This is a genomic window from Natronococcus amylolyticus DSM 10524, from assembly GCF_000337675.1.
GTDB classification, from domain to species: Archaea; Halobacteriota; Halobacteria; order Halobacteriales; family Natrialbaceae; genus Natronococcus; species Natronococcus amylolyticus.
This window is the reverse complement of record NZ_AOIB01000015.1, coordinates 59,461-74,847: the sequence shown is the minus strand read 5'-3', so window position 1 is coordinate 74,847 and position 15,387 is coordinate 59,461. Positions and strand designations below refer to the sequence as shown.

General features: G+C 65.2%; 17 protein-coding genes and 1 tRNA gene. 7 read left to right on the top strand and 11 right to left on the bottom strand.

Features of this window, described 5'->3' with window-relative positions; translation table 11 throughout:
* The first annotated feature begins 204 nt into the window (after positions 1-204).
* Positions 205-1,605 carry a signal recognition particle protein Srp54 gene (locus C491_RS06345; protein ID WP_005554647.1) on the top strand — a complete coding sequence of 467 codons (1,401 nt, stop codon included), beginning with the start codon at positions 205-207 and terminating at the stop codon, positions 1,603-1,605.
* 171 nt (positions 1,606-1,776) lie between these two features.
* Here C491_RS06345 and C491_RS06340 read toward each other — a convergent pair whose 3' ends face one another.
* The gene (locus C491_RS06340; protein ID WP_005554646.1) at positions 1,777-2,190 is read right to left on the bottom strand and encodes an RNA-binding domain-containing protein; all 414 of its coding nucleotides are present in this window, start codon (positions 2,188-2,190) and stop codon (positions 1,777-1,779) included.
* Positions 2,187-2,774: an AAA family ATPase gene (locus C491_RS06335; RefSeq protein ID WP_005554645.1), complete on the bottom strand. Its 588-nt coding sequence runs from the start codon at positions 2,772-2,774 to the stop codon at positions 2,187-2,189. Before C491_RS06335 ends, C491_RS06340 begins: the two co-directional genes overlap by 4 nt.
* A gap of 418 nt (positions 2,775-3,192) precedes the next feature.
* Between C491_RS06335 and C491_RS22310 the strand changes: the two genes are divergently transcribed.
* The 3 genes from C491_RS22310 (at position 3,193) to C491_RS06320 (ending at position 5,659) form a co-directional block, all read left to right on the top strand.
* Positions 3,193-3,633: a hypothetical protein gene (locus C491_RS22310; RefSeq protein WP_005554643.1), complete on the top strand. Its 441-nt coding sequence runs from the start codon at positions 3,193-3,195 to the stop codon at positions 3,631-3,633.
* 230 nt (positions 3,634-3,863) lie between these two features.
* Positions 3,864-3,938: transfer RNA gene (locus C491_RS06325), tRNA-Arg, on the top strand.
* Positions 3,939-4,474: 536 nt separating this feature from the next.
* Positions 4,475-5,659, top strand: a complete 1,185-nt coding sequence (locus tag C491_RS06320; protein WP_005554642.1) for a C45 family autoproteolytic acyltransferase/hydolase — start codon at positions 4,475-4,477, stop codon at positions 5,657-5,659.
* Between the two features lie 39 nt (positions 5,660-5,698).
* Here C491_RS06320 and C491_RS06315 read toward each other — a convergent pair whose 3' ends face one another.
* Positions 5,699-6,784, bottom strand: a complete 1,086-nt coding sequence (locus tag C491_RS06315; RefSeq protein ID WP_005554641.1) for a glutamate--cysteine ligase family protein — start codon at positions 6,782-6,784, stop codon at positions 5,699-5,701.
* A 304-nt stretch (positions 6,785-7,088) separates the two neighbouring features.
* On the opposite strand from C491_RS06315, the gene C491_RS06310 reads away from it, so the two are divergent.
* Complete coding sequence (locus tag C491_RS06310) at positions 7,089-7,583, top strand: hypothetical protein (protein WP_049891533.1); 495 nt, start codon at positions 7,089-7,091, stop codon at positions 7,581-7,583.
* Between the two features lie 9 nt (positions 7,584-7,592).
* Here C491_RS06310 and C491_RS06305 read toward each other — a convergent pair whose 3' ends face one another.
* From C491_RS06305 to C491_RS06295, 3 genes are all read right to left on the bottom strand, one after another.
* On the bottom strand, positions 7,593-8,006 hold the full coding sequence (locus C491_RS06305) for a universal stress protein (protein ID WP_005554639.1): 414 nt from the start codon (positions 8,004-8,006) through the stop codon (positions 7,593-7,595).
* Positions 8,007-8,270: 264 nt separating this feature from the next.
* Positions 8,271-9,362 (bottom strand): aminopeptidase, encoded by a 1,092-nt coding sequence (locus tag C491_RS06300; protein WP_005554638.1) that lies wholly within the window; start codon positions 9,360-9,362, stop codon positions 8,271-8,273.
* 59 nt (positions 9,363-9,421) lie between these two features.
* Entirely contained in the window at positions 9,422-9,619 is a 198-nt protein-coding gene (locus C491_RS06295; RefSeq protein ID WP_005554637.1) for a hypothetical protein, read from the bottom strand.
* 86 nt (positions 9,620-9,705) lie between these two features.
* On the opposite strand from C491_RS06295, the gene C491_RS06290 reads away from it, so the two are divergent.
* Positions 9,706-10,722, top strand: a complete 1,017-nt coding sequence (locus tag C491_RS06290) for a threonine aldolase family protein (protein WP_005554635.1) — start codon at positions 9,706-9,708, stop codon at positions 10,720-10,722.
* A 1-nt stretch (position 10,723) separates the two neighbouring features.
* Here C491_RS06290 and C491_RS23970 read toward each other — a convergent pair whose 3' ends face one another.
* From C491_RS23970 to C491_RS06280, 3 genes are all read right to left on the bottom strand, one after another.
* Entirely contained in the window at positions 10,724-10,855 is a 132-nt protein-coding gene (locus C491_RS23970) for a DUF7859 family protein (RefSeq protein ID WP_005554633.1), read from the bottom strand.
* A gap of 311 nt (positions 10,856-11,166) precedes the next feature.
* Positions 11,167-11,682, bottom strand: coding sequence for a metallophosphoesterase (locus C491_RS06285; RefSeq protein ID WP_005554631.1), 516 nt, complete (start codon positions 11,680-11,682; stop codon positions 11,167-11,169).
* Positions 11,683-11,730: 48 nt separating this feature from the next.
* Positions 11,731-12,132 (bottom strand): hypothetical protein, encoded by a 402-nt coding sequence (locus tag C491_RS06280; RefSeq protein ID WP_005554629.1) that lies wholly within the window; start codon positions 12,130-12,132, stop codon positions 11,731-11,733.
* 158 nt (positions 12,133-12,290) lie between these two features.
* On the opposite strand from C491_RS06280, the gene C491_RS06275 reads away from it, so the two are divergent.
* Positions 12,291-14,465, top strand: coding sequence for an ATP-dependent DNA helicase (locus C491_RS06275; RefSeq protein WP_005554627.1), 2,175 nt, complete (start codon positions 12,291-12,293; stop codon positions 14,463-14,465).
* Here the strand turns inward: C491_RS06275 and C491_RS06270 are convergent, their stop codons facing one another.
* On the bottom strand, positions 14,466-14,810 hold the full coding sequence (locus C491_RS06270; RefSeq protein ID WP_005554625.1) for a hypothetical protein: 345 nt from the start codon (positions 14,808-14,810) through the stop codon (positions 14,466-14,468).
* Positions 14,811-14,875: 65 nt separating this feature from the next.
* Positions 14,876-15,376: a 2'-5' RNA ligase family protein gene (locus C491_RS06265; RefSeq protein WP_005554624.1), complete on the bottom strand. Its 501-nt coding sequence runs from the start codon at positions 15,374-15,376 to the stop codon at positions 14,876-14,878.
* Positions 15,377-15,387: the final 11 nt, after the last annotated feature.

Here is a 15,387-nt window from a genome sequence, read left to right as displayed (position 1 = left end):
ACCGACCTCGATACCGAATCCGGCCCGCGCGTTGGTCTCTATAAAAGCGGATTTTCCTCGCACGAACACGAGGATGGTCACGCCCCCAACCGACGTGCCCGAGTGCTCCATCCCTCTCGTCGTTTCCTCACACGGTGGTGGCCGAGCAGGAGTGCTGGCGGTCGAGAAAAAGCCTTTAACGCCATCGCCACGTACACCGAGCAAATGGTACTCGACGATCTCGGGAGTTCTCTGCGGGGAACCCTCGACAAACTCCGCGGGAAGTCACGACTCAGCGAGGAGGACATCGAGGAGATCGTCAAGGAGATCCAGCGCTCCTTGCTCTCGGCCGACGTCGACGTCTCGCTCGTGATGGAGCTGTCGGACAACATCAAGGAACGCGCCCTCGAGGAGGAACCCCCGGCCGGCACCCCGGCGCGGGACTTCGTCCTCCGCATCGTCTACGAGGAACTGGTCGACCTCATCGGCGAGTCGACCGATCTCCCCCTCGAGGAGCAGACCATCCTGCTCGCTGGCCTCCAGGGGTCCGGTAAAACTACGTCCGCGGCGAAGATGGCCTGGTGGTTCTCGACGAAGGGACTCCGCCCCGCGGTGATCCAGACCGACACGTTCCGGCCCGGCGCCTACGATCAGGCAAAGGAGATGTGTGAACGCGCCGAGGTCGACTTCTACGGCAACCCGGACAACGACGATCCGGTCGAGATCGCCCGGAACGGGCTCGAGGAAACGGGCGAAGCCGACGTCCACATCGTCGACACCGCCGGACGGCACGCCTTGGAGGACGACCTGATCGACGAAATCGAGCAGATCGAGGAGACGGTCGACCCCGACAAGTCGCTGCTCGTGCTCGACGCGGCGATCGGCCAGGGCGCGAAGGACCAGGCCCAGCAGTTCGACGAGTCGATCGGTATCGACGGCGTCGTCATCACCAAGCTCGACGGTACCGCAAAGGGTGGCGGCGCCCTGACCGCCGTAGACCAGACCGACAGTTCGATCGCCTTCCTCGGGACCGGCGAGGAAGTACAGGACGTCGAACGCTTCGAGCCCGATGGCTTCATCTCGCGGCTGCTCGGGATGGGCGACCTCGGCCAGCTCGCCGAGCGCGTCGAGCGGGCGATGCAACAGACCGACATCGAGGACGACGAGGAGTGGGATCCCGAGGACATGCTGACGGGGCAGTTCACTCTCAACGACATGCAAAAGCAGATGGAGGCGATGAACAACATGGGTCCCCTCGACCAGGTGATGGACATGATCCCCGGCTTCGGCGGCGGGATCAAGGATCAGCTCCCCGACGACGCGATGGACGTCACCCAGGAGCGGATGCGCGCGTTCAGCGTCATCATGGACTCGATGACCGAGACCGAAAAGGAGTACCCGAAAGCGATCGGCGCCGACCAGATCGAGCGCATCGCCCGCGGCTCGGGGACGAGCGAGGAGCAGGTTCGGGAGCTGCTCCAGCAGTACAAGATGATGGAGCGCACGATCAAGCAGTTCCAGGGGATGGGTTCGGACAAGGAGATGCAGCGGATGATGCAACAGATGCAACAGGGCGGCGGCGGTGGCGGTGGCGGCGGTATGGGCGGGATGGGACCGTTCGGGTAGATCTCGCAGCGCTCGCTCGAGAACAGGTTTCGACCTAGATAGCTAGTAAACCGATCGTTTCCTTCCGGTCTCGTCGAGAGTCGACTGGACCGCTCTCGGTATCTCCGGTCCGAGCTCGCGTTCGGTCGGATGAACTAGGCTCTGACCGTTCGAGACCGATCCGGGCTCCGGTCAGGCGTCGACGGGTCGGCCGTCCTCGGTCGGGGGAGCGATGTGGTCGACGTAGCTCTCCACGTCGGGTTCGTGGACGCGAACGCGGACGGCGATCTCGCCGAGTTCGTCCGGTTCGCCGACCGAGAAGTTGACCCGGTCCTCGAACGCCGCCTGCTTTTTTAACGCGAACGAGAAGGCGTCGCCCTCTCGGTTCCCGAAGAACTCCCCGCGGGCGGTGTCCAGGATCTCCTGTCGGTGGAGCAGCTCCGAGAAGTGATCCAATGAGTGGACTTCGCCTCTGATCTCGCCGAACTCCTCCTCGAGGTCGGCGTTCGGGAAGAGGTTCGTAACGGCGTCGGCGACGCGGCTGGTTACCTCGGTGTCGTACACTGGCGCGGTGATCTCGACATCGACGCTGTAGATCTGGGTCATGACTGGTGGGGTTCGGTTTCCTGTTCGTCGCTCTCGCCCGCTTCCTCGCGGATGATCGTCCGGATTCGCTCGTGAAACGCCTCGAGCGAGTCGGTGTTCTCGATGACGACGTCGGCGCGGTCCATCGCGTCGTCCATCCCGAATCCGCGCTCGCGCTCGTCGCGTTTCTCGAGGGGTTCGCCGCCGTCGTTCGCGCCGGCATCCCGTCCGCGCGCGTCGATACGCTCGGCTCGCACGTCGAAGGGCGCTTCGATGCTGACGAGCGTGAACGCGTCGCCGAACCGATCTTCGAAGGTGTCGACCTCGACGCCCGATCGGAGTCCGTCGACCAGTACGGCCTTGTGGTCCTCGAGGCGGTCGTCGATCATCGGCAGCGAGCGTTCGGCGATCGCCGCCGGGCCGTTCTCCTCGCGGAGTGCCCGGGCGACGCCCCCGTGGTCTTTCGCGGGATCCAATCCGCGGTCGGTCGTCTCCTGGCGGACGACGTCGCCCATCGTCACGACGGGAATCCCTTCCTCGCGCGCGACGGTGGCGGCCTCGCCCTTGCCACTTCCGGGCAGTCCCACCGTTCCGATGACGTGCATCGGACGAACGTACCGTCGAGACGTGCATAAGGGCTGTGTTCGTCGCGAGCATCGCTCGAAACACGCAGTCGACCGCGGATGTCGACCCCGGTTGCTGTGAAACAACCTCATTATGAACCGGTGTAGGTCGTCCGTTATGTCCCCTTCTCCCGGCAGCACAGTGGTCCTCGGAGGGAAAATGCGGGTCTCAGGATGGCCGGTAGAGTCGGAACGACGACCGGTCGTGCTTTCAGTTGCGAAACAGCGGGCGTGTTCGCAACCGTTTATCGAGTCGAACTGGTCACCTCAGAACTCATTTAAATCGAAACCAACCGTCGAAACGGAGTGTACCCGTTATTTACCAGCCCGGTCTTCGGGACAGACGCGTACTATGGCAAAACTCGATAGACGGAAATTCACGATGGCGGTCGGTGCTGGTATGGTTGCGGCAATTGCTGGCTGTGCCGACGACGAGGAAGAAGACGACCTCGAAGACGATCCCGAAGAGAACGGGATGGACGACGAGAACGGCATGGACGATGAGAACGGCATGGATGACGAGGACGACGACCTCGAAGACGACGACGACGCCATGGATGACGACGAGGACGACGACCTCGAAGACGACGACGACGCCATGGACGACGACGAGGACGACGACCTCGAAGATGATGACGACGCCATGGACGACGACCTCGAAGACGACGATGACGCCATGGAAGACGACGACGCCATGGATGACGAGGACGACGGCCTCGAAGAGGACGATGACGTCATGGATGACGACGAGGACGATGACGTCATGGATGACGACGAAGACGACGATGACGACCTCGGCGACGACGACGAGGACGACGACGACGCTCTCGGGGACGACTGAACAGGCTGACGCAGTGGGCTGACGTCAGTTTGGGTCTTTCCCTTTTCGACCTTCGAGCCGCTCGGACCGATAGCCACGCGTATGTCACGAGTACCCGGCGTGAGGTTTGACCGCCGGAAAACCATGGTGTGTCACGACAGCGGGGCGACGTGGTGGTCGCTATCCGCACGCTTTTCGCAGGCAGCCGAATCCCAACCGCTTATATCGCTCGATGGACGACTCGTACTCGAGGGCACGTAGCTCAGTCCGGAAAGAGCGTCGGACTTCTAATCCGACGGTCGTGGGTTCAAATCCCATCGTGCCCGTACAGTGAGCGAACCGGACGTGGGATTTAATTGAGACCGAGGTTCTGCGCTCGCGCAGGTTCTCGGGCGTGGTTCAAATCCCATCGTGCCCGCTAATTCTGCGACGAGCGAACACGAGGAGTGCATCACGAACCGCCAGGATCGAAGCCCGCCAATCGCAACGTCCGATTGGATCGTGCAGGGGTCGTAGCGTCCTGCGGCGTGTCCGCAACCGCTCAGTAGCACCAGTTGTATCATCACGAACGATTTGATAACCGGATAAACCAGACACGAAACCTAACTGTATAGGCTATCCGATCGCTGGCCTCTCGAGACACTGATCGGTACTGACGTCTCTATGGTCCGGCTCTTTCGTTTCTCGGACCGAAATAACCGTATGCTACCTGCGCGAACGCCGGACGACTGCCCGGGCTCGGCTCCCGTCGTGATCGCTGCGGGTAGTCCGGTCGATTCGTGGGACTCGCTTACTCGGACTGATGCGGGTCGGTCGCCTATGCAGGCAGCCGATACAACATGCTCGAGTCGCAGTCACGGGTATGAACGAACCGACCGCCGAGACGGTCACCGGCGCGGAGACGTTCGCCGAACAGGCTCGACGGCGCGCGGAAACCGAGCGGGAGGCCGTCGAGTGGGCCATCGATGAGCTCGAATCCGAAATCGACGAGCAGGGGATCGAACTCGAGGCGCTGCTCGAGTACGCCCGACGGAGCCGCGAGAGCCTGCCGGATCGCCACCGCCGGGCGTACGAGGCGATGGCCGCGGCGTTCGACGTCGATTCGGCTGTCTACGAGACGTACGTCTTCGCGTACTCGGAACTCTGCGAGGAGCTGGCCGACGGAGAGGGCCGTTCCGAGAAGAATCCGAAGGGGTGTACGAACGTGCTCGTCGCCCCGCCGTCGGAGTCCGAGACCCCAGTCGACATCGGCACCGATTCGGCATCCGGTGGACCGCTCGTCCTCAAGAACCGGGATATCGCGGGCCGAGGAACCCGTCCGAAGTCGATCGTCGAACAACCGCCGATCGGCGACTACTACGGGTTTCTGACGGTCGACACCTGTGGAACCATCTCCATCTTCAAGGGAGTCAACGATCGGGGACTGGTCGCGGCGAACACCTACATCGACAGCAAGCGAGACGACGTCGATCCCGAGAACCAGCTCCGCAACGGAACCGTCATCCGGGTCGTGCTAGAGGAGTGTGCCACCGTCGAGGAGGCCCGGGCGCTGCTCGAGTCCGTCCCGACCCGTCAGCTGTGCGGACAGACGCTGTTTCTCGCCGACGACACCGATGCCGTCTTACTCGAGATCGACCCGGCTACCGAGCAAATCGCTGCCGACGACGCGCCCGTCGTCGCGCGAACGAACCACTTCGTGCTGTCGTCGTCGACAGAGACCGAGAGTTCGCTCAGGCGGCGACGCAGGACACTGTCGCTGCTCGACGGAAGCGGGTATCCCGGCCGAGACGAGCTCTGGACGGTTGCACGGGATCACGAGAACGGCCCCGGTGACGACTCGATCTGCCGGCATCCGGAACCCGAAACGGACGAACCGCACGCCTTCGGCCAACTGACGACGGCGAGTGCGGCCGTCTTCGAGGGCGGCTCGCCGGAGATTGAAGTCGCGATGGGAAACCCCTGTACGGGACGACGCACGCGGTGGTCGTTCGGGGACGAGATCCCGACCGATCTTCGAACCGGACGGCGGTGGCTCGAGCAACAGTAGCGATCGATCGTAGTCGGCCTGGAGCCGGCAAAACAGAGCTTAAGCGCGAACGCGCGACTGGTCGAGATCGATCTCGAGCTGCCTTGCAGCCTCGAGTCGCAGCCGCTTCGCCTGGCGTTTCGTCACCCGCGAGTCGGGCAGTCGGTCCGCGAGCGGATCGTACTCCTCGGGGGAGAACCCCAACTTCCGCAGGTAGCGTCGTACGCTCGAGTTCTCGAGACTGTCGTGGATCGCGGCGTCAGTGACCGTTTCGACGGTTTCGAACTCGGGAAGGGGCATTTCCTCGCCGGTGGCGTCGGCCGACGGCTCGGTGCCGGCGACGACGGTCCCGCGGGCATCCGCGTGGGTGACGATCGATCGAACCGCCTCGGCCAGTTGAAGCACCTGACTCGGCAGGGCCGCGTCCGGCGATCGCCACTCGACGGTCGGCATCGCCTTCCGCAACCGAACGGGGGTCCAGACCGCCTCGTACGGATCGAACTCGGCGTCGAACTCGTCCGGCTCGACGCCGCGCTCAAGGGCGCGCTCGCGGAACGTCTCGTAGGCGTCCTCGAGGTGTTGTTCCCACTCGGCGACGCTGTCGACGTAGGGCCAGAGCTGGCCCTGTTCCGGACAGGCGTCGTAACACGAACGCCGGTAGAGGTAGGGGCGTGCACACGCGGCGATCCGCTCGCCGCGGTAGTGCGACGAGCTGTTGACGAGGGCGAACGCGGGGTCGATCGCCGTCAAGGCGTTGAGCTGATCGGCGACGTTCGACTGCTCGAAGTGCATGTGGGTGCCGGCACAGACGCGAGCGTCGTCGAACGTCGGTCCCACGATCCGACGCTGGAGCTCGGTCCCTCGCTTCTCGCGGTACGGTATCTCGGCCGGCGAGGCGTACAGCGGGGTCGCCAGCGGAACGAGTCGCTTGTCTTGTGCGCGTGCCGCGTCGACGACGCGCTCGATCCGATCGAGGAACTCCTCGCGGAGTTCGGTCATCGACGTACACGGGGTGGTCTTGATCTCGAGCATCGGCTCGACGAATTCGGGGTCGATCCCCTCCGCGACGTCGAGCAGTGTTCCGGGTGGGACCAGGTCGCCGTTGTCGTCGATGACCCAGTACTCCACCTCGAGGCTAGTTTTCATAGGGGGTTCTCCGTTGGGCTGCGGTCGTTTGACCCTCGGACGGGCTGTCGTCGGGCCGGTGCTGCAGTCGGGCGTGGTCCGTCGAACCGTCGGACGACGTCCTTTTTTTCTCTCCGGATGCCAGCCTAAGCCAGTCCGTGGTGAACCGCTTGAGCCTGCATATCAAGGGAAGCTACATCCTTCCGGACCGAACTTGCGTCACGGCACGGAGTAGTATTCGAGTGCAACTCGTCGTCTTCGGCGAGTGTCGCCCGCTTCCGAACGTTGGGTCGGTGCTTATTCACTCTCGGCCCCTCCCTCCGGTATGGCCGTAGTCGGGACTAGCAGACGGCGATTGCTTTCGACGCTCGGTACTGCCGGAGCGGTCCTCGTAGCCGGCTGCGTCGGGTCCGACGAGGACGCGGAAGACGACGGCGACGAGCCGATTGTCGACGAGGCCAAAACGCTCGAGAACGACACCCACCCCGACACGTGGCGGGACGTCGCGGAGATCCACCTCGACGCCTATGTCGGCGGTTGGGTCGGGGTCGAACCCGCACATATCGACCGCGTCGAGAACCCGACGCTGGTGCTGTTCGAGGACCGATCGTACGAGATCTCCGTCGAGAATCGGGACAACGTCAAACACAACCTGGCGATCTGGGACCGGGCCGACGAACGAATCGGGGAGTACGCCACCGACGTCGTCGCCGACACGGGAGCGACCGAGACGCTCGCGTTTACCGCGACTGACGAGATGGCGACCTACATCTGCGAGCACCAGCCACGAATCCAGCTCGGTGACCTCGAGGTCGTTTGAACTCTCGGATCAGCGAACGACGGTTACCGGAACCGGCGCGCGGCGGACGATTTTCTCGGCGACGCTGCCGAGCAGGACCCGGGAGACGCCCTCCCGGCCGTGGCTGCCGATGACGATGTGGTCGACGTCGTGTTCCTCGGCGAAGGCCACGACCTCGCGCTCGGGTTTCCCGACGGCTGTCTCGGTTCGAAACTCGGTCTCGCTCGTATCGAGCGGTTCCGTGACGTCCTCGAGGGAGCCCGAAGCCTCTTGCTCTCGGTCACGGAGCGCTTCCTGCAGGAGATTGACGCCGGCCTCGGTCGAGCCGTCCGCAGCCTCGACGACGCGCAGCAGGACGATCTCCTCGTCGGCGTGGGAGTCGAACGCGTACTCTACGGCCTTCTGTGCCGACGCCGAACCGTCGTATGCGACGAGTACTGCCATACGTTCCTCTACCCAGTTCCGAACCATAAACGCGATGCACGAACCCTGCCATCGATCCTCGATCTGTCGCTTCGACCCGCATTCCCTCTCCGCGGAGGTCATGAGAGCACGGTTTCGACTCGAGTTCCTTCCACTCAGTCCTCGCCTTTCTCCACGGCTCGCGATGCTCGCCGTTCCGATTCGAGGCCTTCGCTACGCTCAGGCCTCGCCCTCCTCACGGTTCGCGGTACTCACCGCTCGGTATTTCGGCGTTTTCGCTGCCGCTCAAACGCCGCCTTCCTCAAACCGGAAGGTGCCATCTCGCTGGACGACCTCGCCGTCGATCTCGATCACCGAATCCTCGCTCATGTCGACGATCATGTCGACGTGGACGGCGGACTCGTTGGCTTCGTTGCCCTCGCCGACGGTATCGTCGTAGGCCCGGCCGACCGCCATGTGGACCGTATCGCCCATCTTCTCGTCGAACAGCATGTTGTACGTGAACCGATCGATGTCGCGGTTCATCCCGATGCCGAGTTCACCAAGCCGCCGAGCGCCATCGTCGGTCTCGAGGACGTTCGTCAGCACGTCCTCGTTTTTCGCCGCCGAGTGCGAGACGACCTCGCCGCCCTCGAACTCGAGGTAGACGTCCGTGATCTCCCGACCCTGGTGGTACAGCGGCATGTCGAACAGCACCTCGCCCTCGACGGAGTCGGGCTGGGGTGCGGTGAAGACCTCGCCGCCGGGGAGGTTGTGCTCGCCGTGGTCGTTGATCGTCGGGTTGCCGTCGATCGACATCGTGACGTCGGTCGTATCGCCGCTTTTGATGCAGATCTCCTCGCCGGCGTCCATCAGTTCGACCATGTTCGCCTGGTGGTCGCGCTGGGCCTCCCAGTCCTTGTTGACGGCGTCCCAGACGAACCCCTCGTAGGCCTCGGTGCTCATCTCGGCGAGCTGGGCGTTCGCGGGCGCCGGGAACTGCGTGAGACACCACCGGGTCGACAGACGCTCCTCAAGGATCGGCTGGTGGGCCTGTCGGTACGCCGCCTGGGTCTCGGGGTCGACGTCGCTGGTCTGGGTGACGTTGTCGCTCGCTCGAATCGCGATGTAGACGTCAGTGTTCTCGATGAGCGCGAGTTCGTGCTCGGGCGTGTCGAACCCTTCCTCGGCCGCGCGAAGGTAGGCGCGCTGTTGTCGCTCGCCGGTTCGCTGACTGGTCGTTACGGGGTTTGCTCCGCGGTCGCCGATCACCTCGTGAAGGGCGACGACCAGGTCCTCGGCGACGGGGTGGGCGTCGACGACGACGTTGTCGCCCTCCTGGAGATCGACGGAGTGGTTCGCGATAATTTCGGCGTGCTCGCGGATGCGTGAGTCCATGTGTCACGACTCTCGTCGCGTCGGAATACCGTTTTCGAATCGAAATCCCCCGCCGTCGGTTACTCCCCCCGATTCGCGAGGAAGATTCCGAGGTAGATCGAGGCGACCGCGCAGGCGACCCCCAGCAGAAAGGCGAGCGTGAACGGCGACTCGAGCGAGAATGCGGTCGCCTCGCCCGTCGCCCAGCCGACGAATCCAGTCACGACGAGTACGACGGCGGCGAGCCGAAGTGTGGTGATGAGTTGCCGTGCGTCCATGGCGGACGATAGCGGACCGCTGGTACATATCTTGTCACCGACGCGGGAACGTCGGCTATTTGACGGTCCGCCGGCTACCGGGTTCCATGATCGATCTGCGCTCGGACACCGTGACGAAACCCGACGACGAGATGCGGGACGCAGCCGCCGCGGCCGAGGTCGGCGACGACGTCTACGGCGAGGATCCGACCGTAAACGACCTCGAGGCCCGCGCGGCCGAACGGGTCGGGAAGGAGGCCGCCCTCTACGTGCCGACGGGAACGATGGGCAACCAGATCGCGGCGCGGGTTCACACCGAGCGCGGCCAGGAGGTGCTCGCCGACCGAAAAAGTCACGTCGTGAAGTACGAACTCGGCGGGCTCGCCCAGCTGGCGGGACTACAGGTGCGGATGCTCGACGCCGACCCGCGGGGCGTACCGACGCCCGAACAGATCGACGCGAGCTACGTCGCGGAGGACCTCCACCGTCCGGGGACGGGCCTGCTCTGTCTCGAGAACACCCACAACGCCCGCGGCGGGCTCGCGATCGAACCGGAGAAGATTGAAGCCGCGGCCGACACCGCCCACGACCGGGACGTTCCGGTCCACGTCGACGGCGCGCGGCTGTTCAACGCCGCGACGGCGCTGGACGTCCCCGTCACCGACCTCACCGATCCCGTCGACTCGGTCATGTTCTGTCTCTCGAAGGGGCTCGGCGCTCCGGTCGGCTCGATGCTCGCGGGCTCCGAGGAGTTTATCGAACGAGCCCGTCGGGTCCGCAAGCTGTTCGGGGGCGGGATGCGCCAGGCCGGGATCGTCGCCGCGCCCGGACTGCGGGCCCTCGAGAACGTCGCGGACCTCGAGACGGACCACGAGAACGCTCGCCTGCTGGCGGACGGACTCGACGAGATCGGCGGGCTGGAGGTACAGGGGCCGGAGACGAACATCGTCCTCGTCGACGTCTCGGGACTCGGCCTGGCAAGCGAGGACGTTCTCGAGCGACTGGGCGAGGACGTTCGGGCGTCGGCGTTCGGCGAGACCACGCTGCGGTTCTGTACGCACCGCTGCGTCTCGCGGGACGACGTCGAAAACGCTGTCGAGCTGGTCGCCGAGCGCCTCGAGTAGCCTAGCGCCCCTCCATCCCGTCGCGGAACTCGAGGATCGTCCGGCGCAACAGCAGGTAGGTAAAGAAGATCAGCGCGAGCAGGATCAGGACGATCGCGATGATGACCGGATCGTCGGGGACGAGACTAACCATATCCGAGCGGTACAGCGTCGGCCCGCAAAACCGTTTCGACGTTTTGTTACTTATACGACAAGGAAGAACTAAAGGTGGCTAAAATCGCGCTTTCAGCTTGCATCGACTATATTGTACACCGAGCCGTAGCGACGGTAGGCTTCGGTGTCCGATCGTCTGCCCGTCGGCTCGAGGCCGCTCCGGCCGGCTTCCCCCCGTCGTGCCGGAGGCCCGTTCGCCGGCTCGCTGGACCGTCGAACGGGCGATTCGCGGGGATCGCGGCGCGATCCCGCTGGCGCCGGTCACTCCGTCGGCGATCCCTTCTTTCGTTCTCATCGCCGAGTCGCGACGCTGACGGTCTCGAGGACGGTTCCGTCCGGCTCCCGAATCTCGCCCGAGAGTTCGTCGCCGTCGCGCTCGAGCACGGCAAAGCCTGGCCGATTCCCGCGGGGCTGGACGTGGCTGCCGGGGTTGAGCAGGAGCACGTCGTCGGTTTCGACGACGGTCGGTCGGTGGCTGTGTCCCGAGACGACGACGTCGGCGTCTCGCGACCGACCGAACATCGCTAGCCCGGTTGCGCCGCCCTCTCGACGGTGCGTGACGGCGAAACGAACCTCTTCGGCCTCGACGGTACGCGCCGTCGGCAGGCGGTCCCGAACCGCCGCACTGTCGGCGTTGCCGTGGACGGCGAACAGCCGATCGCACTCGTTTCGGAACGCCTCGAGTGCCGCCGTGCTGGTGAAGTCGCCGGCGTGGATCACTGTCTCGGCGTTCCGGGCGGCCTCGAGGGCCTCGCCCTCGAGTTCGTGGCCGTTGCTACTGTGAGTGTCCGAGAAGATCGCGATCATAGGCGGGATTCGGCCGCGGAGGGTAACGTCCCTTTCGCCTTCCGGCGTTCAGCTCTCGCCCGTCCCGTCGTAGATCGCCACGATCGTCGATCCCGACGGGCGACCGCCCAGCGTCGCCGACACCGTCGTCGCCTCGAGATCGACCGTCGACTCGAGGCGCTCCCAGCCGTCGTCCGTTTCGACTGCGATCCCGACATCGGTCGGGCTCGCCCCCGGAGGCAGCGCCGAGGGGTCGTAAACGAGTTCGATCCGGAACGCATCGACCGCTCGTAGCTCCTCGAGGCCGACGAACTCGACGGCATCCGCGAGTGCGGTCGCCGTCGGATCGCGGCCGCTACGCTCGAGACCGAACTCGTCGGGGACGACGCCCGCAACGACCTCGGCGCGAGCGCCCGCGCGTTCGAGAGCGAACTCCGCGACGTTACCGGAATCGTAACCGGGGATGGCCATACTCGAGGCGAAGCCCTCGAGGGGTATGGCCCTGTAGCGCGCGCACGCCGGCTGTGGGTACGTCTACCAGGGACGGCCGCGATCGGCGTCGTCGATTCCGAAGCGGCTGTCGGGGTCGGAGACGAATCCTTTTATCGAAGCGGGAACCACTCACTACCGTGTCCGAGACAGCCGGGTACATGCGATTCTTCCCGTACGAGCAACCCTACGAGAACCAGCGCGAGGCGATGGACCGGATCTACAACGCGCTGGTCCGGGACCAGGACGTGCTGTTCGAGGGTGCCTGCGGGACCGGCAAGACCCTCTCCTCGCTCGTTCCTGCCCTCGAGGTCGCCCGCGAGCAGGACAAGACCGTCGTCATCACGACCAACGTCCACCAGCAGATGCGCCAGTTCGTCGCCGAGGCCCGGGAGATCACCCGCGAGGAGGCGATTCAGGCGGTCGTGTTCAAGGGGAAGGGGTCGATGTGTCACATCGACGTCGGCTACGAGGAGTGTCAGACCCTGCGGGACAACACCCGGGCCGTGGTCGACGCCGAGCGCGACCGCGAACAGTTAGCGCGCCGCCAGCGGGAGCTGCTCGCCGAGAGCCAGGAGGGAAGCGACGGCTCCGCGGCGGACGCTCGCAGCGCGGTCATGGACGAACTCGAGAACATCGAGGACCGCCTCGAGGAGTTGGAGGAACAGAACGTCTGTGACTACTACCGGAACAACCTCACGCAGGATACCGACGACTTCTTCGCCTGGCTGTTCGACGACGTCCGCACGCCCGACGAGATCTACGAGTACGCCGAGCAGCGCGAGTTCTGTGGCTACGAGCTCCTGAAGGAGGGGATCGAGGGCGTCGATCTGGTCGTCTGTAACTACCACCACCTGCTCGACTCGACGATCCGAGAGCAGTTCTTCCGCTGGCTCGGCCGCGAGCCCGAGGACGTCATCGCGGTCTTCGACGAGGCCCACAACGTCGAGGACGCGGCCCGCGAGCACGCGACCCGGACCTGCTCGGAGCGCACCTTCGACTCGGCGCTGGACGAACTCGCCGACAGCGACGACCCCCGAGCCGAGGACGCGACCAACGTCCTCTCAGCGTTTCACCGCGCGTTAGTCGAGACCTACGAGGACTCGTTCGAGTTCGGCGAACGCGAACGGATCGGCGAGAACTGGACGGACGTCCCGATCGCAAACGAGGATCGGCGCGACGAACTCACCCTCGAGTTCCTCCAGCGGTATTCGGGACAGGGGATCGACGACGACCTCGAGGCCGCAATGACGCTGGGTCAGGAGCTCGACGAGGAGTACGAGGAGGCGTACCGAGAGGGTGAGACGGCCACCCGGACGGAGTGTCAGACCCTGCAGGCGGCCGGCTTCGTCAGCGCGTGGATGGACGAGGGGACGAAGGAGGGTCTCTACCCTGTCGTTTCGGTCACTCGAGACGCCGGCACCGACGAAATTTACGGCCGCGCGGAGCTGTACACCTGCCTCCCTCGCCAGGTCACCGGGCGGCTGTTCGAGGAGGTCTCCGCCACGATCCTGATGAGCGCGACGCTCCAACCGTTCGACGTCACCGAGGACGTGCTGGGACTCGAGGAGCCGATCTCGATGGCCTACGGGCTCGAGTTCCCAAGCGAACACCGCCGCACGTACGCCGTCGAGACGCCGCCGCTGTTTTCGTCCGACCGGGACGACCCCGCGGTCCAGGAGCAGGTCGCGGGGACGATCGACGACGCGGTCCGGATGACCGCCGGCAACACGCTCGCCTTCTTCCCGAACTACGGCGAGGCCGAACGGTACGCGGACCGCCTCGAGCGCCGCGAGTCGGCGACGGTCTACCTTGACGAACCCGGCGTCGCCGTCGAGGAGCTCCGGCAGGAGTTCGTCGACGACGACGACGCCGTCCTCTGTACCTCGCTGTGGGGAACTCTCGCCGAGGGCGTGAGCTTCGACGGCGACGACGCGCGGACCGTACTGGTCGTCGGTGTTCCCTACCCACACCTCGACGACCGGGCCGACGCGGTCCAGGAGGCCTACGACGCCGCCTTCGAGGGAACCGACACCGGCTGGCGCTACGCCGTCGAGATCCCAACGGTCCGCAAGACCCGCCAGGCGCTCGGTCGGGTACTCCGCTCGCCCGAGGATATTGCCGTCCGCGCGCTGCTGGACCGGCGCTACTCGAGGGAGGCGAAGTCCGATCTGGGCAAGTACAGCGTCAACGGGACCTTCCCACACGAGGAACGCGAGGAACTGATCGACATTGAGCCCTCGAAGCTCAAGTTCGCGATGCGGAACTTCTACGGGGACCACGGCGCCTACGACGGCGACCCGCCCGCCCCCTGATTACTTCCGGTCGAGCGTCACGTGGGCGGCGCCGTTCGTCACGGTGACGACGTGGTCGCCGCTCTCCTCGATTTCCACGTCGAAGCTCCCGCTTTCGGAGACCGAGCGGGCCTCGAGCGGCCCCTCGCCGATCTTCGCGACCTGGACGCTGACCGCGTCCCCGTTCTCGACCCGTTCGACGTCGATCTCGACCGCGAACTCGTCGCCCTCGTCGGCGCTGAACTCCGCGGTGTGTTCGTCCTCGAGCGTCTCGTCGATCTCGTCGTCGCCCACGAGGTCGGTCGCGGCCGAACAGCCTGCGACCGAGACGGCAGCGGCGACGCCGAGCAGTGACCGTCGGTACATGCTCTACTACCTTCGTACAGTATTATATGTGCTTTCTGGGAGGAAAAATCTCGCCGGACGGCGGACTACGCCGACAGCACGACCCGGCTCACCGAAACCCCGTCCGTCCCGTCCCGGAACTCGAGTTCGCCGACGGTCCACTCGACCGGCTCGATCTCGCGGTCGGCTAGCCGTCTCGCAGTCGGTTCGTCGCCCCCGCGGGCCATGGTGACGTGGGGGACGTAGTCCTCGCCCTCGAGCCCCGCGACGGTGCCGAACTCCTCGACGAGGCGGGCGTGGATCGCCTCGAGCCCGGGGCTCTCGACGGCGAGGTAGACGACCGGAGCCGACCCCAGTGGCGGATCGGCGAAGAAGTCGATTCCGGTGACGCGAGCCTCGACCGGGGAGATCCCCTCGAGGACGCGGTGGGTGCGGTGTTGGAGCTGGGTGACGTGGTCGGCTTCGCCGAGACGCTTGAGCAGACAGGAGTGATCATCGCGAACGGTGTCGAACCCGATCAGCTCGGGGTAGAGGGCGTCCGCGAGTTCGCGGACGCGCCCGGGGACCGGGACGGTGACGCTGTACACGTTCTCGCGAG